The 20536-nt window shown below is 62.1% G+C and carries 20 protein-coding genes; 18 read left to right on the top strand and 2 right to left on the bottom strand.

All coding sequences use genetic code 11. The annotated features are described in order from the left end of the window. Positions 1-85 precede the first annotated feature (85 nt). Entirely contained in the window at positions 86-1147 is a 1062-nt protein-coding gene (locus tag J2Z75_RS24555; protein ID WP_209855696.1) for a LacI family DNA-binding transcriptional regulator, read from the top strand. A gap of 65 nt (positions 1148-1212) precedes the next feature. Here J2Z75_RS24555 and J2Z75_RS24550 read toward each other — a convergent pair whose 3' ends face one another. Then, positions 1213-1938, bottom strand: a complete 726-nt coding sequence (locus tag J2Z75_RS24550) for a GntR family transcriptional regulator (RefSeq protein ID WP_209855693.1) — start codon at positions 1936-1938, stop codon at positions 1213-1215. A 100-nt stretch (positions 1939-2038) separates the two neighbouring features. On the opposite strand from J2Z75_RS24550, the gene J2Z75_RS24545 reads away from it, so the two are divergent. The 10 genes from J2Z75_RS24545 (at position 2039) to J2Z75_RS24500 (ending at position 11189) form a co-directional block, all read left to right on the top strand. After that, complete coding sequence (locus J2Z75_RS24545) at positions 2039-2641, top strand: amino acid synthesis family protein (RefSeq protein WP_209855687.1); 603 nt, start codon at positions 2039-2041, stop codon at positions 2639-2641. 1 nt (position 2642) lies between these two features. Then, a complete protein-coding gene (locus J2Z75_RS24540) occupies positions 2643-3440 on the top strand; it encodes an alpha/beta fold hydrolase (protein WP_209855684.1) in 798 nt (265 codons plus the stop codon). After that, on the top strand, positions 3437-4363 hold the full coding sequence (locus J2Z75_RS24535) for a flavin reductase (RefSeq protein WP_209855681.1): 927 nt from the start codon (positions 3437-3439) through the stop codon (positions 4361-4363). The genes J2Z75_RS24540 and J2Z75_RS24535 overlap by 4 nt, the downstream gene beginning before the upstream one ends. 5 nt (positions 4364-4368) lie before the next feature. Then, positions 4369-5406 (top strand): LLM class flavin-dependent oxidoreductase, encoded by a 1038-nt coding sequence (locus J2Z75_RS24530; RefSeq protein WP_209855678.1) that lies wholly within the window; start codon positions 4369-4371, stop codon positions 5404-5406. A 5-nt stretch (positions 5407-5411) separates the two neighbouring features. Then, positions 5412-6878 carry an aldehyde dehydrogenase gene (locus J2Z75_RS24525; RefSeq protein ID WP_209855675.1) on the top strand — a complete coding sequence of 489 codons (1467 nt, stop codon included), beginning with the start codon at positions 5412-5414 and terminating at the stop codon, positions 6876-6878. 5 nt (positions 6879-6883) lie between these two features. Next, positions 6884-7213, top strand: coding sequence for an NIPSNAP family protein (locus tag J2Z75_RS24520; protein ID WP_209855672.1), 330 nt, complete (start codon positions 6884-6886; stop codon positions 7211-7213). A 205-nt stretch (positions 7214-7418) separates the two neighbouring features. Beyond that, positions 7419-8357, top strand: a complete 939-nt coding sequence (locus J2Z75_RS24515; RefSeq protein WP_407692817.1) for a polyamine ABC transporter substrate-binding protein — start codon at positions 7419-7421, stop codon at positions 8355-8357. Positions 8358-8432: 75 nt separating this feature from the next. After that, on the top strand, positions 8433-9308 hold the full coding sequence (locus J2Z75_RS24510; protein WP_209855666.1) for an ABC transporter permease: 876 nt from the start codon (positions 8433-8435) through the stop codon (positions 9306-9308). Position 9309: 1 nt separating this feature from the next. Then, positions 9310-10110 carry an ABC transporter permease gene (locus J2Z75_RS24505; RefSeq protein WP_209855663.1) on the top strand — a complete coding sequence of 267 codons (801 nt, stop codon included), beginning with the start codon at positions 9310-9312 and terminating at the stop codon, positions 10108-10110. Next, a complete protein-coding gene (locus J2Z75_RS24500; RefSeq protein WP_209855660.1) occupies positions 10107-11189 on the top strand; it encodes an ABC transporter ATP-binding protein in 1083 nt (360 codons plus the stop codon). The genes J2Z75_RS24505 and J2Z75_RS24500 overlap by 4 nt, the downstream gene beginning before the upstream one ends. A gap of 58 nt (positions 11190-11247) precedes the next feature. Here J2Z75_RS24500 and J2Z75_RS24495 read toward each other — a convergent pair whose 3' ends face one another. After that, positions 11248-11769: a dual specificity protein phosphatase family protein gene (locus J2Z75_RS24495; protein ID WP_209855864.1), complete on the bottom strand. Its 522-nt coding sequence runs from the start codon at positions 11767-11769 to the stop codon at positions 11248-11250. 369 nt (positions 11770-12138) lie between these two features. On the opposite strand from J2Z75_RS24495, the gene J2Z75_RS24490 reads away from it, so the two are divergent. The 7 genes from J2Z75_RS24490 (at position 12139) to J2Z75_RS24460 (ending at position 20367) form a co-directional block, all read left to right on the top strand. After that, on the top strand, positions 12139-13167 hold the full coding sequence (locus J2Z75_RS24490) for a substrate-binding domain-containing protein (RefSeq protein ID WP_209855657.1): 1029 nt from the start codon (positions 12139-12141) through the stop codon (positions 13165-13167). Between the two features lie 66 nt (positions 13168-13233). Beyond that, positions 13234-14772 (top strand): sugar ABC transporter ATP-binding protein, encoded by a 1539-nt coding sequence (locus J2Z75_RS24485; RefSeq protein ID WP_209855655.1) that lies wholly within the window; start codon positions 13234-13236, stop codon positions 14770-14772. A 28-nt stretch (positions 14773-14800) separates the two neighbouring features. Beyond that, positions 14801-15793 carry an ABC transporter permease gene (locus J2Z75_RS24480; protein WP_209855653.1) on the top strand — a complete coding sequence of 331 codons (993 nt, stop codon included), beginning with the start codon at positions 14801-14803 and terminating at the stop codon, positions 15791-15793. 1 nt (position 15794) lies between these two features. Then, the gene (locus J2Z75_RS24475) at positions 15795-16799 is read left to right on the top strand and encodes a sugar-binding transcriptional regulator (RefSeq protein ID WP_209855651.1); all 1005 of its coding nucleotides are present in this window, start codon (positions 15795-15797) and stop codon (positions 16797-16799) included. Next, entirely contained in the window at positions 16796-17791 is a 996-nt protein-coding gene (locus J2Z75_RS24470) for an aldo/keto reductase (protein WP_209855649.1), read from the top strand. The genes J2Z75_RS24475 and J2Z75_RS24470 overlap by 4 nt, the downstream gene beginning before the upstream one ends. A 12-nt stretch (positions 17792-17803) precedes the next feature. Further along, positions 17804-19552: a glycerol-3-phosphate dehydrogenase/oxidase gene (locus J2Z75_RS24465; protein ID WP_209855647.1), complete on the top strand. Its 1749-nt coding sequence runs from the start codon at positions 17804-17806 to the stop codon at positions 19550-19552. Then, complete coding sequence (locus J2Z75_RS24460; protein WP_234937534.1) at positions 19525-20367, top strand: class I fructose-bisphosphate aldolase; 843 nt, start codon at positions 19525-19527, stop codon at positions 20365-20367. The genes J2Z75_RS24465 and J2Z75_RS24460 overlap by 28 nt, the downstream gene beginning before the upstream one ends. Positions 20368-20536 lie beyond the last annotated feature (169 nt).

Genomic DNA, 20536 nt, shown 5'->3' with positions numbered 1-20536 from the left:
GACGGCTCGTTGCGGAAATAAATGCACGTCGAATTTTGTTGCGCAATCTGAAAATTTTTCTCATGTTGATGGAAGGGAGATCGACATGACGGTAAAACCGATCGCGGGCAAGCGTGGAAAGAAGAGCAGGCGCGTGCGCCTGGAGGACATCGCCGAGGCTTGCGGCGTGTCGCTGAGTACAGCTTCGCGGGCGATTGCCGGCGAAAAAGGTGTGCGGCCGGAAATCCGCCAGCGGGTGCTCGAAGCCGCCAAGATCGCCAATTATGTGATCCCGACGGCGGTCGCCGGCCAGAAGGTCATTCTGGCGGCCTCTAGTGCTGCGATGATCGACTACGTGCGCAACCAGTTCACCCTCTATGTTCTCGAGGGGGTGCAGGAACGCGCACAGGCGCTTGGACTTGAGATCGTCACGCGGCCGATCGCCGACAGACAGGAGGAACTCGCCGTCCTCCAAGAGGCGCTGGACGATCCTCAGGTCGCTGGCCTGCTGTTTCTCACCGTCGATGACGAGGACATGCTGGCCGCGACGCGCGGTTTCGACAAGCCGGTCGTGCTTCTCAATGGCGATGATCCGTTCATGCGGCTGTCCAGTGTCACCCCCTGCAACCGCTCCAGCGCGCGGCTGGCCGCCGACCATCTGATCGAACTCGGCCATGAGCGCATCCTGTTCCTGATGCGGCCGGGACGGCGTACCATCGAGCGGCGCTACGAGGGATGGAAGGATGCACTGTTGCATCACGGGCTTGCCGCCGACGCGGATCTGGTGGTGCCGGTGGAGGACTGGCTGCCCGAACTGGCGGCGCAGGCGATTGCGTCGCGGATCGAGGCGCGCGGGCTCGATTTTACCGCGGTGCTGGCCGCAGGCGACAGCCTCGCCGTCGGCGCCATGATGGGCGTCCAGCAGCGGGGCTATTCCGTGCCCGGCGACGTGTCGGTGATGGGCATGGACGACCTGCCGCAGGCGGCTTTCCTCAATCCGCCACTGACGACGATGCACATCCCGATGCGTGAGATCGGCTCGGTCGCACTCGACCTTTTGCGCGACAGCCTGTCCGGCCTGCCGATGCCGCCGCGTCGTGTGGAGCTGGCCTGTCACCTGGTCGAGCGTGCTTCCACGGGGCTGCGTAGAACTGTTTCCGTCGCGTAAGGGGCGCGTGATAAACGCCTGGCCCGCTTCACTTTGCATTGCTTTCGGACGAGAGCGACGGCCTGCTAAGGTTTCCCGTGCTTGCCGGGCACCAGCAGGCTTTCGGCAATCTGCGCCGCTTCCTCGATATGGGCGCGGCAGGCTGTGGTTGCCGCGTCCGGATCGTTGCGCAGGATGGCGTTGAAGATTTCGCGCATTCTGGCAGGCCCAGATACCGTGCGGTTGGTCGTGGAAAGGGTCATGACCCGCAGCCGGGAAATGCGGCTGTTCAGCCGCTTGACGATATCCCAGGCGATCTCGTGGCCGCCCGACAGGAAGATCGTCTCGTAGAATTCCGTTGTGGCGGCAAGGATCGTCAGGGCATCGTTCTTGCGGGAATTGCGGTCGAGGTCCTCCAGCACCGTCTTCAGTTTTTCCTTGGTCGCCGCATCGGCGTTGCGGGCGCAATCGGCGACCGCCGTCGTTTCGAGCGCGATGCGGACATCATAGATCTGGCGGGCCTGGTGCCAGTCGATGCGGGCGACGATCGGCCCCTGCTTGGGGGCGGTCTCGACCAGGCCTTCCGTTTCCAGATGGCGTAGCACCTCGCGGATGACCGATCGAGACACGCCGAGCTGGTCGCACAAAGTGCGTTCGACAAGCCGCTGTCCCGGGCTGAAAAGGCCGGCGATGATGGCGTTGCGCAGGCGCTCGAGTGCCATTTCGCGCAGGGTGACCGGCGGCGTATCAATCCGGAGCGATTCGAGATTCGGGACGGTTTCGTCGGTCGGGGCAAACAGATTCTGGTTCATGCTTCTCTCATAGACGCAGAAATGATTCCAAACAAGGCTTGACACGTGATCTTATGGTATACCATCATACGAGACATCGACATATTGAAGGAAAACGGCCTTGGCTATCGAAATCCGCAAAACCCTGCTGCAGGTCGAAACCATCCTCATCGAAGGAGGCAAGGCTGCGCCGATACCGCTCAAGCTCTATGCGGCTATGGCCGTAGTGAAGAACCCGTGGGCCGGAAAGGGCTTTGTCGAAGACCTGAAGCCGGAGATTCATGCGGTGGCGCCGGTGCTTGGCGAATTGCTGACGCGGATGATCATCGACGCCGTCGGATCCGGCGAGCAGGTGGAAGCTTATGGCAAGGCAGCGGTGGTGGGGCTGGACGGCGAACTTGAGCATGCGTCCGCTTTGATCCACACGTTGCGTTTCGGCAATCACTACCGCACTGCCGTCGGCGCAAAGTCCTATCTCGCTTTCTGCAACACGCGTGGTCCGGCCAATGCGCCGGTGATGATCCCGCTGATGGACAAGAACGACGAAGGCCGTCGCTCGCACTACCTCACCATCCAGACGGCGATCGGCGATGCACCGGCGGCCAATGAGATTCTTGTTGCTCTCGGTGCATCGGTGGGCGGACGCCCGCACCATCGCATCGGCGACCGCTACCAGGATCTGAAAGATCTCGGCAACGACGCCAGCAATCCGGCAGCGGTCTGACATGGACATGATCCGGCGGTTCCATACGAAAAGCGGCATTGCCTACGCGGAGCAGGGCGCCGGCGAGCCGCTGGTGCTGATCCACGGGGTCGGCATGCGGCTGGAGGCCTGGGCGCCGCAAATGGCAGCTCTTGGCAGGAGCCATCGTGTGATCGCCGTCGACATGCCGGGCCATGGCGAAAGCCGGGCCTTGCCGGAGAATGCCGGGCTTGACGCCTTTGTTGCCTGGCTCGGCCTTTTTCTCGACGACCTCGAGCTTGATCGCGCCAATCTGGCCGGACACTCGATGGGCGCTTTGATTGCCGGCGGCGCGGCAGCCACGTTCGGATCAAGAGTGTCCCGGGTTGCCCTTCTGAACGCGGTCTACCGCCGCGATGCAGCCGCGAGCGCGGCAGTCATCGACAGGGCTCGGGAAATCCGCGCCGGGCAGGTCGATGTCGATGGTCCGCTGCTGCGCTGGTTCGGGGCCGACAGCCGCGAGAGCAGCGCCTACCGGCTGACCCATCGCTGGCTCTCGTCTGTCGACCGCGGCGGTTACGCCACGGCCTATGCGGCCTTTGCCGCCGGGGACAGCGCCTATGCCGATTGCTGGCCGGATGTCGGATGTCCGGCCTTGTTTCTGACCGGAACCGACGATCCCAACTCGACCCCGGCGATGGCGCAGGCGATGGCATATGCTGCTCCCAATGGTTACGCCGTGCTGATCGACGGCCACCGGCATATGGTCAATCTGACGGCCCCCGATGAGGTCAACGCGATCCTCTCGGAATGGCTGGAGAAACCGGAGGAGAAACGATGAGCGAAGCAAGTTTCGATGCCCGCGCCCTGCGCGACGCGTTCGGCGCCTTCCCGACCGGCGTGACGGTGGTGACGGCGTATGATCCGTCCGGCCAGCCGATCGGCTTTACCGCCAATTCGTTTACCTCCGTGTCGCTGGACCCGCCGCTGCTGCTGATCTGCCTGGCGAAGACGTCGCGAAATTTCGCGGCAATGACCGGTTCGGACGGGTTTGCGGTGAATATCCTTTCCGAGACGCAGAAGGATGTCTCCAATACCTTCGCCCGCCCAGTCGAGGATCGTTTCGCGGCCGTAGACTGGAAGACCGGACCCGAGGGGTCGCCGATTTTTTCGGATGTCGCGGCATGGTTCGATTGTTCCACCGAAGCCATACTCGATGCGGGCGATCACGTGATCATGACCGGCCGGGTGAAGGCTTTCGACAACAGCGGCAGGAACGGTCTGGGGTATGCCAGGGGCAGCTATTTTACCCCCGCATTGGCGGGCAAGGCCGTTTCGGCGGCGGCCGAAGGCGAGGCGCAGCTGAGCGCGGTGATCGAGCGTGACGGCTCGGTTCTTCTGCTCGGAAGCGACGTTCTCAGCCTGCCGACCTGCGCCATGGAAGGCGGCGAGCCGACGCAGATGCTGCGGGATTATCTCGAAACGCTGACGGGTCTCACCGTCTCCGTCGGCTTCCTCTATTCCGTCTACGAGAGTCGCACCGACAACCGGCAGCACATCGTCTATCGCGCGACTGCGACTGCCGGTGAACCCGCTGCCGGCCGCTTCCTGCCGCCGGCCGACGCCTTGCAGCAAACCCTCGACAGCGCGGCGACCGCCGATATCCTCCGGCGTTTCGATATGGAAAACTCCATCGGTAATTTCGGCGTGTATTTCGGCAATGAGACGGCCGGAAAAGTGCACCCGGTTTCAAGGAAGGCCTGACCGCGATGAAATTCTCTCTTTTCGTCCATATGGAGCGGCTCGACGCGGAGCAGGATCACAGGAGCCTCTACGAGGAGTTCGTGGCGCTGTGCGAAATCGCCGACAAGGGCGGCATGCATGCGATCTGGACCGGCGAACACCACGGCATGGATTTCACCATTGCCCCCAATCCCTTCATCACCATCGCCGATCTGGCCCGCCGTACCAGCAATGTGCGGCTAGGTACCGGCACGGTGATCGCGCCGTTCTGGCATCCGATCAAGCTTGCCGGCGAGGCGGCGATGACGGACCTCATCTGCGACGGGCGGCTGGATATCGGCATCGCCCGTGGCGCCTATTCGTTCGAATACGAACGGCTGCTACCGGGCCTCGACGCCTGGGGTGCCGGCCAGCGTATGCGCGAACTCATCCCCGCCGTCCAGAAACTGTGGGAGGGCGACTACGCCCATGACGGGGAATTCTATAAATTCCCCGCGACCACCTCGGCGCCGAAGCCGATCCAGCAGCACCCGCCGATCTGGGTGGCGGCGCGCGACCCGAACAGCCATGAATTCGCCGTCGCCAATGGCTGCAATGTGCAGGTGACGCCGCTCTGGCAGGGGGATGATGAAGTCGAGACGCTGATGGGGCGTTTCAACGAGGCCTGTGCGAAGAACGCCGCCGTCGAACGCCCGAAGATCATGCTGCTGCGTCATACCTATGTGGGGTCCGATGAAGCGGATATTGCGCAGGCCGCTCATGAGATGAGCGTCTATTACAACTACTTCTTTGCCTGGTTCAAGAACGAGAAGCCGATCCATCAGGGCCTGATCGAGCGTATTCCGGCCGAGGATATCGCCGCCAATGCGATGCTGTCGGCGGATGTCATGCGGGCCAACAATGTGGTCGGGGGAGCAGACGCGGTCATCGGACGGCTAAAAGCCTATGAGGCGATGGGCTACGACGAATATTCCTTCTGGATCGACACCGGCATGAGTTTCGAGCGCAAGAAGGCTTCGCTCGAACGCTTCATCGCCGATGTCATGCCGGCATTTCAGGGGTAAATCAGATGCGACGCTTCCAATGCTACATCGCCGGCCATTTCGAGGATGGTGAGGCCCGTTTTCCAAGCGTCGATCCGGCAACCGGCAATGCCTGGGCCGAGATGCCGGAAAGCCGGGAGGCCGATGTCGACCGTGCGGTCAATGCCGCTCACGATGCCCTTTACGGTGACGGCCCGTGGTCGAAGATGACAGCGACGCAGCGCGGCAAGCTGCTCTACAAACTGGCGGATCTGGTCGCCGCAAACGCGCCAAGGCTGGCCGAGATCGAAACCCGCGACACCGGCAAGATCATCCGCGAGACCTCGTCGCAGATCGCCTATGTGGCGGATTACTACCGTTATTACGCCGGGCTTGCCGACAAGATCGAGGGCGCCTATCTGCCGATCGACAAGCCGGACATGGAAGTATGGCTGCGCCGAGAGCCGGTTGGCGTCGTTGCGGCCATCGTGCCCTGGAACAGCCAGCTGTTTCTGGCGGCGGTCAAGATCGGCCCGGCGCTGGCTGCCGGGTGCACGCTGGTCGTCAAGGCCTCGGAGGACGGTCCCGGACCGCTTCTGGAGTTCGCCCGGCTGATCGACGAGGCGGGGTTTCCAGCGGGTGTCGTGAACGTCGTCACCGGCTTCGGGGCCACGTGCGGTGCCGCGCTGACCGCCCATCCGAAGGTTGCCCATATCGCCTTTACGGGCGGGGCGGAAACCGCACGCCATATCGTGCGCAGTTCGGCGGAAAACCTGGCATCGACCTCGCTGGAACTTGGCGGCAAATCACCGCTGCTGGTCTTTGCGGACGCCGATCTCGAAAGTGCCGCCAATGCCCAGATCGCCGGCATTTTCGCCGCCACCGGCCAGAGTTGCGTCGCTGCATCCCGGCTGATCGTCGAGCGCAGCGTCAAGGACCGGTTTCTCTCAATTCTGAAAGCAAAGGCCGAGGCGATCCGCGTCGGTTCGCCGCTGGATATGAAAACCGAGGTCGGCCCGCTCGCCACCAAGCGGCAACGCCAGCACATCGAAACGCTGGTGGCCGCATCGCTCAATGCCGGCGCACGTCTCGTCACTGGCGGCGCGTCTCCTGAAGGCGACGGCTTTTTCTACCAGCCGACAATCCTGGATTGCGACGACACACGCTCGCCTTCGCTGCAAAAAGAGTTCTTTGGCCCCGTCCTGTCCGTCGTCTCGTTCGAGACGGAGGCGCAAGCTCTGGCGCTTGCCAACGATACGCTTTACGGCCTCGCCTCAGGGATCTTCACCCAGAACCTGACACGGGCGCACCGCCTGATGAAATCGCTGCATGCCGGCGTCGTCTGGGTCAATACCTATCGCGCAGTCTCGCCGATCGCGGCCTTCGGCGGCTCTGGCCTTTCCGGTGATGGGCGCGAAGGCGGGCTTGCGGCTGCACTCGGCTACACCCGAACGAAGACCGTGTGGCTGCGGACGTCCGATGATCCCATTCCCGATCCTTTCGTGATGCGGTGACGGCGATGGTTTACGAGATCCGCACCTACCGGCTGAAGAACGGCGCGATTCCTGCCTATCTCAAGGTCGTGGAGGAGGAGGGCATCGCCATCCAGAAGAAACATCTGGGCGAACTGGTCGGCTATTTCTTTTCGGAAATCGGCGTGATCAACGAGATCGTCCATATCTGGGGCTTTTCAAGCCTTGACGATCGTGAGGCCCGGCGCGGCCGGCTGATGGCGGATGCGGACTGGCAGGCATTTCTGCCGAAGATCCGCGATCTGATCGAAGTCGCCGAAAACAAGATCATGAAACCGGCAGCCTTTTCACCCGCAGGAGGAACCCGGCCGGTTTGATCCGGCCAGAGCCGCTGGCTCGCTGAATACGACATTTCGGGAATCCATCACCTTCCAGGGAACCCCGGGACGGACGGCCGAAGGCTGTCCGGAAAACGAAGAAAAACAGTCCAACAAAACGGAGCAAGGGAACATGAAAAACAAAGTTATCATCGCGGCATTGGCCGCAACGCTCAGCCTCACGACGCAGGCCAGCGCCGCCGACATGGTTTTCACCAGCTGGGGTGGAACAACACAGGATGTGCAGAAAGCCGCCTGGGCGGACAAGTTCACGGAAAAGAGCGGTATCGCCGTTCTGCAGGACGGGCCGACCGACTACGGCAAGATCAAGGCCATGGTCGAAGCTGCAGGCGTCACCTGGGACGTCGTTGACGTCGAGGGTGACTATGCCGTCCAGGCCGGCAAGGCGGGGCTTCTGGAAAAGCTCGATTTCACCGCCATCGACAAGAGCAAGCTCGATCCGCGTTTTGTCACCGATTATTCGGTCGGCAGCTTCTATTATTCCTTCGTGATCGGCTGCAACAAGGATGCCGTCTCGGCCTGCCCGAAGAGTTGGGCGGATCTGTTCGACACGACAAAATTCCCCGGCAAGCGGACCTTCTACAAGTGGTCGGCGCCCGGCGTCATCGAGGCGGCGCTGCTGGCCGATGGCGTCGCGCCCGACAAGCTCTATCCGCTCGATCTCGACCGCGCCTTCAAGAAGCTCGACACGATCAAGTCCGATATCATCTGGTGGACGGGTGGCGCGCAGTCGCAGCAGTTGCTGGCGTCGGCCGAGGCACCTTTCGGTTCGTTCTGGAACGGCCGCCTGACGGCACTGGCCGCAACCGGGGTAACGGTCGAAACCTCATGGGAGCAGAACATCACAGCGGCCGATGCGCTGGTCGTGCCGAAGGGTGCGAAGAACAAGGACGCGGCGATGAAGTTCATTGCGCTGGCGACTTCTGCCGAAGGTCAGGCCGAGATGGCAAAGGGAACCGGCTACGCGCCGATCAATCTCGACTCGCCGAAACTGATGGACGCGGAACTGGCCAAGACGCTGCCGGATCAGCAGACGGCGAGCCAGGTGAATGCCGACATGGGCTACTGGGCCGAAAATCGCGATGCGATCGGCGAACGCTGGTACGCCTGGCAGGCAAAGTAAGCCTTGTCGCGGGCGCAGATCGTCTGCGCCCGCATTTCCCTCTTCGACCGGCATATTTTCGGAAGGTATTTCGGCATGGTCCTTTTGACCGAACGAGACAGTCCACCACCGGCGGCAAGGCTGCGGCTTGTGCGGCCGATGAATTTCGCGCTGACCGTTCCGGCCTTGCTGCTGCTCGTGGTGTTCTTCATCCTGCCGGTGCTGTCGCTGCTGTTGCGCAGCGTCATGGAACCGGAGCCGGGGCTCGGCAACTATGCGGCTCTGCTCGGCTCGACGACCTATCTGAAGATATTCCTGAACACCTTCGTCGTTTCGGCGCTGGTGACGGTCGTTACGCTCGCCATCGGCTTTCCCGTCGCCTGGGCGCTCGCCATCATGCCGTCGCGGTTGTCCTCGATCGTCTTTGCGATCCTGCTCCTGTCGATGTGGACGAACCTTCTGACGCGGACCTATGCCTGGATGGTGCTCTTGCAGCGCACCGGCGTGATCAACAAGACGCTGATGGGCCTTGGCCTGATCAGCGAGCCGCTGCCGCTGGTCAACAACCTGACCGGCGTCACCATCGGCATGACCTATATCATGCTGCCCTTCATCATCCTGCCGCTCTACGGCGTCATCCGCAAGATCGACCCGGCCATCCTGCAGGCGGCGGCGCTGTGCGGCGCGACCCGGTGGCAGGCGCTGACGCGTGTCCTCATTCCGCTGGCGGCACCCGGCATGGTCTCCGGCGCACTGATGGTCTTCGTCATGTCGCTCGGCTATTTCGTTACGCCGGCGCTGCTCGGCGGAACGGCCAACATGATGCTGGCCGAACTGATCGCGCAGTTCGTCCAGTCCCTGGTCAACTGGGGTATGGGTGGTGCTGCGGCGCTGGTGCTGCTGGTCGTCACCCTGACGCTCTATGCCATCCAGCTCAGGCTGTTCGGCACGGCTCGCATGGAGGGCCGCTGAAATGCTGCTCAATTTCGACCGCCTCGGCGGATGGAAATGGATACTGCTCGGGATCACCGGCCTGACGTCGGCCTTCCTGATCCTGCCGATCGTCTTTATCGCGGCGCTGTCCTTCGGCTCGTCGCAATGGCTGATCTTTCCGCCGCCCGGCTGGACGCTGAAATGGTACGCCATGTTCTTCGCCGATCCGCGCTGGCTGGAGGCTGCGGGCACCAGCTTTTACATCGCCGCGATCGTCACCGTCCTGTCCGTCCTGATCGGTCTCGTCGCTTCGTTTGGCCTGGTGCACGGTCGGTTCATCGGCAAGGAGGGGCTGAGGGCACTGTTTTTGACGCCGATGATCCTGCCGGTGGTGGTGCTTGCCGTCGCGCTCTACGCCTTCTTCCTCCGTATCGGGCTGAACGGCACGGTCACCGGCTTCGTCATCGCCCATCTCGTCGTCGCCTTGCCGTTCTCGATCCTCTCCATCACCAATGCGCTGGAAGGCTTCGACAAGTCTATCGAGGACGCGGCGGTGCTGTGCGGTGCAAGCCCGCTCGAGGCGAAGCTGCGGATCACGCTGCCCTCGATCAGCCATGGTCTCTTCTCGGCAGCTGTCTTTTCGTTTCTTACCTCCTGGGACGAGGTGGTGCTGGCGATCTTCATGGCAAGCCCCACTCTGCAGACGCTGCCCGTCAAAATCTGGGCGACGCTGCGGCAGGACCTGACGCCGGTGATCGCTGCCGCTTCCACCCTTCTTATCGTCGTTACCATAGCGCTGATGCTGCTGGTCGCGCTGCTGCGCAAAGGACTGAAATCATGAGTTTCCTGCAAATCCGTGCTCTCAGAAAGGACTACGGCATCGTCACCGCCGTCCGCGACGTCAATCTGACCGTTGAGCGCGGCGAGTTCATGACCTTCCTCGGGCCGTCCGGATCGGGCAAGAGCACGACGCTCTATATCCTGGCGGGTTTCGAAAATCCGACGGCGGGCGACATCCTGCTCGATGGCGAAAGCCTGATCTCAACGCCCTCGCACAAGCGCAATATCGGCATGGTGTTCCAGCGCTACACGCTGTTTCCGCATCTGTCGGTCGGCGAGAACATCGCGTTTCCCTTGAAGGTCCGGCGCCTGCCCAAGGCCGAGATCGATGCCAAGGTCAAAAAGATGCTGAAGCTTGTCCGGCTCGAAGGGTTCGAGGACCGCAAGCCGGCGCAGATGTCGGGCGGCCAGCAGCAGCGCGTGGCGCTGGCGCGGGCGCTCGCCTATGATCCGCCGGTGCTTTTGATGGACGAGCCGCTGTCGGCGCTCGACAAGAAATTGCGGGAAGAGATCCAGCACGAGATCCGACGCATCCATCAGGAAACCGAGGTGACCATCCTCTATGTGACGCATGACCAGGAGGAGGCGCTCAGGCTGTCGGACCGGATCGCGGTCTTTTCCAGGGGCGTCATCGACCAGATCGGTACCGGGCCGGAGCTTTACGCCAATCCGGCCACCCGTTTCGTCGCGGAATTCGTCGGGGATAGCGATTTCGTCGATTGCCGTATTCTTTCCGCGCAGAATGGACGTGCCGATATCTCCATCGGGTCGAGCCTGACAATCCGCGGCGTGCCGATGCATGGCGGGGGTGCGGCGGGCGGCATGGCGGCGCTGATGCTCCGGCCCGAACGCCTGTCGTTGGCGCGGGGGTCTGTCGGAGAGGGGACAGCCAATCTTGCTGCTACCGTTACCGATATCGCCTTCCTCGGCAGCAATATCCACGTCGCTGCTGCCGCCGAGACGGGGGAGGCGCTTTCGGTGCGCCTGCCCTTCGGTCATGAAGCCGCGTCCAGTCTTGCGCGAGGGGATATGGTTTCGCTCGGTTTCGATCCGGCCAGCGCGCACGTCTTCAGCGCGTAGGCGGCGCTCCAAGCGTCGATGTCGCGGGCGCAGCTATTCCGGCAGCCTATCGCAATGATCAGCCTGCGGTGTTGAACGATTTTTCGAGGTTTTCCCAGTTTTCGTCCATCGCGTATGCGGGCGAAAGGAACGGGATGCTCAGATGGCCGAACCGGATGGATAGCTGCCTTTCGGCCGTGTCTTCCTTCACCTTGGCAATCTGGTGCAGGTAGATCGCGGAGGCAAGGCCGGTTCGATCCGCGCCCGATAGGCAGTGGATGAGGATGGGTTTAGGCGCGTCGCGCAGGAGCGCGACGAGCTTTTGCGATTCCTCCAGCGTCAGCTGCTGACTTGCCGACATTCTGAAATCGATGTGGTTGACACCGAGAGCGGCGGCGGTGGCAACTTCGTCCTTGTACCACGCTGCGTCTTCACTGCTGCCGCGCAGATTGACGATGGTCTTGATGCCATAGCGCTGTGTGTAGTCAGCGACCTGAGAAGCCGTCGGCTGGTTGGAGCGGTATAGCTCGCCCGGCACGACCGCGTAGAAATTGCCGGTCGCCTGAATGGCCAGGAAATAGGCCCCAAACGCCACCGCCATCGCGAAGGCCGTCAGGCCGCCAAATTTCAAAGCCTTGATTATCATATGAGTGACCTCTTTTGCTGAGGCCAAACTGGGTGACTTTGCTGACAACCACATGAACGCCATGCGACTGAATCAAGAAACTTTGGTTGAGAGGCCCCGGACCTGAGCGGCCGGGATCGGATGACGGTCTTTTGCCCTTGGTCTGCCGCCGGCGAGAAGTGCATGAAATATATTTCAGCATATGAATTATATTGACATGGCTGCGCTGTTGCGATTATCTGCCCCTACCGGACTTCGAGGAGGAACTCCGGTCTTCATTGGATCATCGGCCGCCCGTTGGGCGTAGCCGGATATTGGGAGGGGCTTCGGCCTCGAGGAGGAATCTTGCGCAATTTTCTAAGCACGACCGCATTGGCGGTCCTTGCATCGACGCTTTTTGCCGGCGTTGCCGCTGCTGAAACGGACAATCCGTTTCGCTGCAAGCCGGGCGAAAAATACGTCATGAACGTCATGGTCTCGGGCGTCGAATACTGGTTCCCGGTCTATGAGATGTTCAAGCAGGCCGGCCAGCAGCTCGGTTGCGAGACCGCCTATACCGGCACGCCGGAATATGACGTCAACAAGCAGATCGCCACCTTCGACCAGGCGCTGGCCCAGAACCCGGCCGGCATCCTCGTCCATCCGATGAACTCCGATCCGTTCATCGAGCCGATCAACCGGGCGATCGATCAGGGCACGGCCGTCGTCACCTTCGCAGCCGATGCGCCGCTCTCCAAGCGCATCTCGTTCATCACCTCGGACAATACCCGCGAAGGCACCTATGCCGCTGACGCGATTGCCGAAAAAATGGGTGGCAAGGGCGAATATGCGGTTCTCGAAAATCCGGGCCAGGACAATCATGACAAGCGCATCGCCGCGTTTATCGCCCGTATGGAGGCAAAATACCCGGACATGAAGCTGGTCGGCCGCGCTGCGTCCAACCAGGATCCGAACAAGGCCTATCAGGGCCTGATGAGCCTGGTACAGGCGCATCCGAACCTTGGCGCCGTGTTCATGCCGGAAGCCAACTCGGCGATCGGTGCTTCGCAGGCCAACAAGGAAAGCGGCGGCAAGATCCTCGTGATGTGCGCCGACGTCAATGCCAACATTCTCGACATGATCAAGGCGGGCGAAGTGTTCGGTTCGATCAACCCGAACCAGGGCATGCAGGGTTACATGGGCTTCATGCTGCTGTGGCTTGCCAAGCATCCGGAACTCATCGATCCGATGAACGACGCCAAGCGCGCCGGCTTCAACCCGATGAGCATTCCCTTCGTCGACAATGGTCTGTCGATCGTCACGGCGGACAATGCCGACGACTTCTACTGGGACAAGTACCTGAAGCGGCGGGGCACCAAAGGCATCGAGGAGTAACCTTTGTGCCGGCTGTCCGGGGTTTGATCCCGGACAGCCACCGCAGGTGTTAACGAGGATATTATCATGGCGCCGGTGCCGGTTCTGGAAATCCGCAATGTCAGCAAGCACTTCGGTGCGGTGAAGGCTTTGACGGACGTGAGCTTTAGCCTGGAGAAAGGCGAAGTGCATGCGCTTTGCGGCGAAAACGGCGCGGGTAAATCGACGCTGATGAATATCATTGCCGGTGTGCTGCAGCCGACCGAGGGCGACGTTTTTGTCGATGGTGCTGTGGTCAAGGTGACCTCGCCGGCCGTGGCGCAATCGCTCGGGCTTGGGCTCGTGCACCAGGAAATCGCGCTTTGCCCCGATGCGACGGTGGCCGAGAACATGTTCATGGCGGCCACCAACCGCCGCCGCTCGCCTTTCATGAATTATGGCAGGCTGGAGCGAGACGCGCAGGCCGTGATGAACCGGCTGGCGCCGATCGACGTGCGCCGCAAGGTCGCCGAACTGTCGATCTCCAGCCAGCAATTGGTCGAGATCGCCAAGGCGCTGACGCTCGATTGCCGCGTTTTGATCTTCGACGAACCGACGGCGGCGCTGACGGAATCCGAGGCGCAAGTGCTGTTCGGGATCATTCGCGATCTGAAGGCTCAAGGGATTTCGATCATCTATATCAGCCATCGCATGGCCGAAATCTTCAGCCTATGCGACCGGGTGACGGTGTTTCGCGACGGGCGTTATGTCTCGACGGAGAATGTGGCAGACCTGACGCCGGATGATATCGTGCGCCGCATGGTCGGGCGGGAGATCACCCAGCTCTATCCGGAAAAGCAGGCGCTGACGGAACGGACGGACGATACCATTCTGAGCGTGCGCGGGCTTGGCGACGGCAGCCGCTTCCACGATGTCAGTTTCGAATTGCGCAAGGGCGAGATTCTTGGCGTCGGCGGGCTGATCGGCTCGGGCCGGACGGAAATTGCCGAGGGCATCTGCGGATTGCGGCCGGTGACGCACGGCGAGGTGAAGCTGCATGGACAGGCCTTGCACGCCCGGTCCTATGCGCAGGCCGTCAAGGCGGGTGTCGTCTATCTTTCGGAGGACCGCAAGGGTTCCGGCGTTTTCCTGGAGCTTTCCATCGCCCAGAACATTGCTGTTCTCGATCTGAAGTCGCTGACGGGACCGCTGGGCCTGTTGAATTCGAAGGCCGAGGCGGACCGCGCCCGGGATTTGACGAAACGGCTCGGCGTGCGGATGGGCGGCATCGACATGCCGGTCTCGTCGCTCTCGGGCGGCAACCAGCAGAAGGTGGCGATTGCCAAGCAGCTGGCGGTCAATCCCAAGGTCATCCTGATGGACGAGCCGACGCGCGGCATCGATGTCGGCGCCAAATCGGAAATCCACCGGCTGCTGCGCGATCTCGCGCGTTCCGGCATCGGCATCGTCGTCATCTCGTCGGAACTGCCGGAACTTCTCGGTCTCTGCGACCGAGTGCTGGTGATCCGCGAGGGCACGGTTGCAGGCGAAGTCGAGGGCGAGACGATGACGGAAGAGGCGATCATGCGTCTCGCATCGGGTGTCGGAGATCACAACAATTCGAAGGCATCAGAGCATGCCGCGTAAAGAACAAGCAGGGGCAGGAGACAGGGTCATGGCGGAGGCTACACTGACAACGGCGCATCAGGCACGCGCGGCCGGCTGGAAACGGCTGGGGACGATGCGCGAGGCGGGACTGATCGCGATCATTCTGGCGCTCTGCATCGTCATGAGCTTTGCCTCGCCGCATTTCCTGACGCTCGGCAACTTCCGGGCCATGCTGATGTCGTTCTCGGTGGAAGGCATCGTCGTCGTCGGCATGACCATCCTGCTGATCGTCGGCGGCATCGACCTGTCGGTCGGTTCGGTCGTCTGCTTCTCGATGGTGCTGTCGGGTTCGCTCTTCCTGATGGGGCTCGATCCCTGGAGCGCATCGTTGATCGGGATCATCGCCAGCGGCCTGATCGGTTGCGTCATGGGCTTCTTCGTGACGGTGGTGGGGCTCAACCACTTCATAACCTCGCTTGCGGCCATGGTAATCGTGCGCGGCATCTGCCTTATCATCACCAAGGGCACGCCGCTGTCGCTGTTCACCCTGCCGCCCTCGTTCAAGGCGGTCGGGCAGGGCACGTTCCATGGTGTTCCCTATGTGATCCTGATCTTCGTCGCCGTCGTCGTGTTGTTCGATTTCCTGCTGCGCCGGGCAACGGCGTTCCGCAAGGTGTTCTATACCGGCAGCAACGAGAAGGCGGCGCTCTATTCCGGCATCAAGACCAACCAGGTGAAATTCTGGGTGACGGTGCTCTGCGCAACGCTGTCCGGTGTCGCCGGCGTCATCTACATGTCCCGCTTCGGTGCCGCGACCCCGACCTTCGGGGTGGGCATGGAACTCAACATCATTGCCGCGGCGGTGATCGGTGGCGCCTCGCTGAATGGCGGCTCCGGCACGATCCTCGGTGCAATTCTTGGTATTGCATTGCTCTCGGTCGTGACAAGCTCGTTGATCCTGCTTGACGTGTCCGTCTATTGGCAGGACATGATCAAAGGCTGCATTCTGCTGGCCGCCGTCTCCATCGACCATTTCCTGCACAAGCGGAAGGCTGCCTGATATGCCAATAGCCAAGCTCAAACCCGCCAATGCGCCGCGCGAGGAAATCGTCATCGCCCGGCAGATGCACCAGGCGCTGGTCCTGCATTTCCTCGAAGGGCTGACGCAGGCGCAGATCGCCGACCAGCTCGGTATTTCGCACGCTACCGTCAACCGCTTGATCAAGCGCGGCCGCCAGCTCGGCCTGGTCGAGATCAAGATCAAGTCGCCGGTCGAGCCGCTGGTCGACATGGAAGAGCGGTTGCTGGCGCTCGGCGGCATCAGCCGCGCCGTGGTGGTGCCGACCGTATCGGACAATCCGCAGACAGCGCTTCAGGCTGTCGGCGAAGCGGCGGCCCGGCTGTTGCTGGAGGAGATCATCGACGGCGACACGATCTGCATTACCGGTGGCAAAGGCGTCAGCGCCGTGGTTGCCGGCATGCATGCGCAGCGGCGCTTCGATGTCGAGGTGATCCCGGCGACCGGCTGCGTCCAGGGCAAGCATTATACCGACGTGAACCATGTCTCGACGATGATGGCTGACCGGCTCGGCGGGCGCTCCTACCAGATTCATGCGCCGCTGTTTGCCGATAGCGCTGCGGAACGCGGCATGCTGATCAATATGCGCTCCGTTGCCGACGTCTTCAAACGGGCGCGCGAGGCAAAGATCGCGGTGGTCGGTATCGGTTCGATCCTGTCGGACGACAGCAGCTATTACGACCTGCATCCGTCATCGAGTACCGATCGTGCGGCAATCGAGCGTTCGGGCGCGTCCTGCGAACTGCTGGCGCATCTGCTCGACGATCAGGGCCGGGTCTGCGACTACAGCCTCAACCGGTCGCTGGTATCGCTGACGCTTCCCGAGTTTGCGTCGATTCCGACCAAGATCGGTGTGGCGAGCGGGCCGAACAAGGCGGGACCGATCCTCAGCGTGCTGCGGGGCAATCATCTGGATACGCTGGTGACCGACGAGGCGACGGGTGCGCGGGTTCTCGCACTGGCGAATGGCGAAGGAAAATGGGCATGAGCGGGCAGCAATTGACACGCGAAATCGGCAAATCCGGCGTTTCCGCCTCGGCAGTCGGGCTTGGAACCTGGGCGATCGGCGGCTGGATGTGGGGCGGGACCGACGAAAAGGAATCTATCGCAGCAATTCAGGCCTCGCTTGATGCCGGGGTGACACTGATCGATACGGCACCGGCCTATGGGCTGGGGCGCTCGGAGGAGATCGTCGGCAAGGCGCTGGTTGGTCGCCGCGACAAGGCCGTGATCGCCACCAAATGCGGTCTTGTCTGGCATACGCAGAAGGGCCGGCATTTCTTCGATCAGGACGGCAAGCCGGTGCACCGCTATCTCGGCCGCGATGCGATCGTGCACGAGGTTGAGGAAAGCCTGGGACGGCTCGGAACCGACCATATCGACCTTTACATCACCCATTGGCAGGACCCGACGACGCCGATCGAGGAAACCATGCGGGCGCTGGAAGACCTGCGTATATCCGGCAAGATTCGGGCAATCGGGGCCAGCAATGTCAGCAAGGACGACCTGGATGCCTATATTGCAGCCGGTGGTCTCGATGCGATCCAGGAGCGGTTCAGCATGATCGATCGCGAGATCGAGGTGGACCTTCTGCCGTCGACCAGGGCCAACGGCATCGCGACGCTCAGCTATTCGTCGCTGGCGCTGGGGCTGCTGTCCGGCACCATCGGTCCGGATCGGGTATTTTCCGGCGACGACCAGCGCAAGGACAATCCGCGCTTTTCGGTCGGCAACCGTGAGAAGGCAACGGCGCTTGCCGATGCCATCCGGCCGATCGCGGACAAACACGGCGCCAGCATCGCCCAGACGGTGATTGCCTGGACGCTGGCTCAGCCCGGCGTGACCTTTGCGCTGTGCGGCGCGCGCAATCCGGCGCAGGCAATCGACAATGCGCGGGCCGGGACCATCCGGCTGGAGGCGGCCGAGCTGGACGCCATCGATACGGCCATAACGGCGAAACTGACTGATATGGACAGGTAGCGGATCGCCATCATGAAACGTGAAGAGATATTGGACGGGCTCCGCCAGAGCCCGAAGGTGGACGTGTGTGTCATCGGCGGCGGCATCAACGGCATCAGCGTCTTCCGGGAGCTGGCGCTGCAGGGGCTGAACGTGCTGCTCGTCGAAAAGCACGACTATTGCTCCGGAGCCAGTTCGGCGCTGTCGCGCATGGTGCATGGCGGGCTACGCTACCTGGAAAACGGCGAATTCAAGCTGGTGCAGGAATCGCTGGTCGAGCGCGACCGGCTGTTGCGCAACGCGCCGCATTATGTCGCGCCGCTGCCGACGACGGTGCCGGTGTTCGATATCTTTTCCGGTCTCGGCAATGGCATCGTCCGGTTCCTGGGGCTCAGTCGCCGGCCGAGCCGCCGGGGCGCGGTTGCCATCAAGGCGGGCCTCAGTATCTATGATTTCCTGACGCGCAAGCGGGCGCTGATGCCGCGCCACCAGTTTCGCGGGCGGCGCACGACCCTGACCAAGTGGCCGGCGCTCAATCCTGATATCAAGAGTTCCGCCACCTATTTCGACGCCTGGGTCAGCCATCCGGAGCGGCTGGGTATTGAGCTGTTGCAGGATGGTCTCGCAGCGACCTTGGGGGCCATGGCGCTGAATTATGCGGAACTGCGCCGGACCGAAGACGGCCGGTATCGCATCGAGGATCGTATCGGCGGCACGGCGGTTTTCGTCGAGCCGAAGTTGATCATCAACGCCACCGGCGGCTGGATCGACATTGCCAATCAAACCCTGTTTTCGTCGGACGCACGGCCGGCACCGCTGATGGGCGGCACCAAGGGCTCGCACCTGATCATCGACAATGACGAGCTGCGCGCGGCTCTCGCCGATCACATGATCTACTACGAGAACGAAGACGGGCGGATCTGTATCCTCTTTCCCTATCTCGGCAAGGTTCTGGTCGGCTCCACTGATATCCGCGTCGACGATCCGGAGAGCGTGCGCTGCGAGGCCGACGAGCGGGACTATATCCTGCAATCGCTCGCGTTCGTGCTGCCGGATATCAAGATCAGGCCCCAGGAGATCGTCTTCCAGTTTGCTGGAGTGCGGCCGCTGCCTGCCAGCACCGACAGTTTTACCGGCCGCATTCCACGCGATCATTTCTGCACGGTCGTTGAAACCAAGGATGGTGGGCCGCCGGTGCTGTGCATGATCGGCGGCAAGTGGACGACGTTCCGGTCGTTCGGAGAGCTGGCGGCCGATATGGCGCTGGAAAAACTCGGCAGGCAACGGCGTGTCGCAACAACCGACAGGCCGATCGGCGGCGGGCGGGCATTTCCTTCTGATCGGGCCGCATGGATATCGCATCTGGCCGCTGCAACCGGCCTGTCCGCTAGGCGCGTAGTTGAGCTTTTCGGTCGTTACGGCACGGATGCCGAAGCAATCGCCGATTTCATCGCCGCAGGCCCCGATATGCCGCTGCCGCATACCGGTTACTCGGCGCGCGAATTGCAGTTTCTGATCCGCGATGAAGCCGTCGAACATCTCGACGACCTGCTTTTGCGGCGCACGACACTCGCCGTCTCGGGCGAACTCTCGCTCGCCATGATGGACGCCGTACTCAACCTCCTGGCGCAGGAAAAGCGCTGGACGATGGCGCAGCGCGCCAGCGAGCGGACCCGTTTTCTCACCCTTCTCAGCGAACGCCACGGCATCGATGAAAATATGCTTTCCGCAAGGAACGAACCAAGGAGCACAGAATGCGACACAACAGCAAAGTCCGGATGAACCGGCTGTTCGGCAGCGGCCGCTGCCTCGACGTGGCGATTGATCACGGCGTCTGCAACGAACCGTCCTTCCTCAACGGGCTGGAGGACATTCAGGCTGTCGTCAAGGCGCTGGTTTCTGCCGGACCGGATGCCATCCAGATGAATTATGGCCAGGCGGACCTGTTGCAGGACGTTCCCGGCAAGGACAAGCCGGCGCTGGTGATGCGCATCGACATGGGCAATCCGTATAACCGTATCCGCCACCGCGACATGTGGGCGGTGCTGCAGAACGAAGCCGAGCCGCTGATCGGCGCGCTCGAGATGGATGCGGCCTGCGTCGTCGTCAACCTGTTCATGCTGCCGGACGAGCCGGACCTGTTTCGCCAGTGCGTGCAGAACATTTCCCGCGTGCGGGCCGATTGCGACAAATACGGCATGCCGCTGATGATCGAGCCGCTGGTGATGCAGCCGGTGACTGAGAAGGGCGGCTATATGGTCGATGGCGATGCCGACAAGATCGTCACGCTGACGCGGCTCGCACGCGAGATGGGCGCCGATATCGTCAAGGCCGACCCGACCGACAACCCGCAAGATTTCCACAGGGTCGTGGAAGCGGCCAGATGCCCGGTTCTGGTGCGCGGCGGCGGCAAGGAAGATTTGCGCGCCGTGTTCGACAAATCCGCGGCCTTGATGCGGCAGGGCGCAATGGGCATGGTCTATGGGCGCAACATCTACCAGCACGCCAATCCGAGTGCCGTGGTGCGCGGGCTGATGGCGATCATCCATGATAACGCCAGCGGCGAACAGGCATTTGCGCTCTATCAGCAGGGGTAAGGGGTGATCCCCACCGGGGAGAAGTGCCGAGCGTATGCGAGGCGATGAGGGGGCGGCGAATTCAGAGCCTGCCGCCCCCTCATCCGGCCCTTCGGGCAACCTTCTCCCCGCTGGGGAGAAGAGGGGATCGGCGCTGGGCTTTCTGCCCGAACCGCGCAAGACTGTCAGA

This window comes from Rhizobium herbae, assembly GCF_017873135.1.
Lineage (GTDB): Bacteria > Pseudomonadota > Alphaproteobacteria > Rhizobiales > Rhizobiaceae > Pararhizobium > Pararhizobium herbae.
The sequence above is the reverse complement of the archived record's forward strand: the minus strand, read 5'-3'. Positions and strand labels throughout refer to the sequence as shown.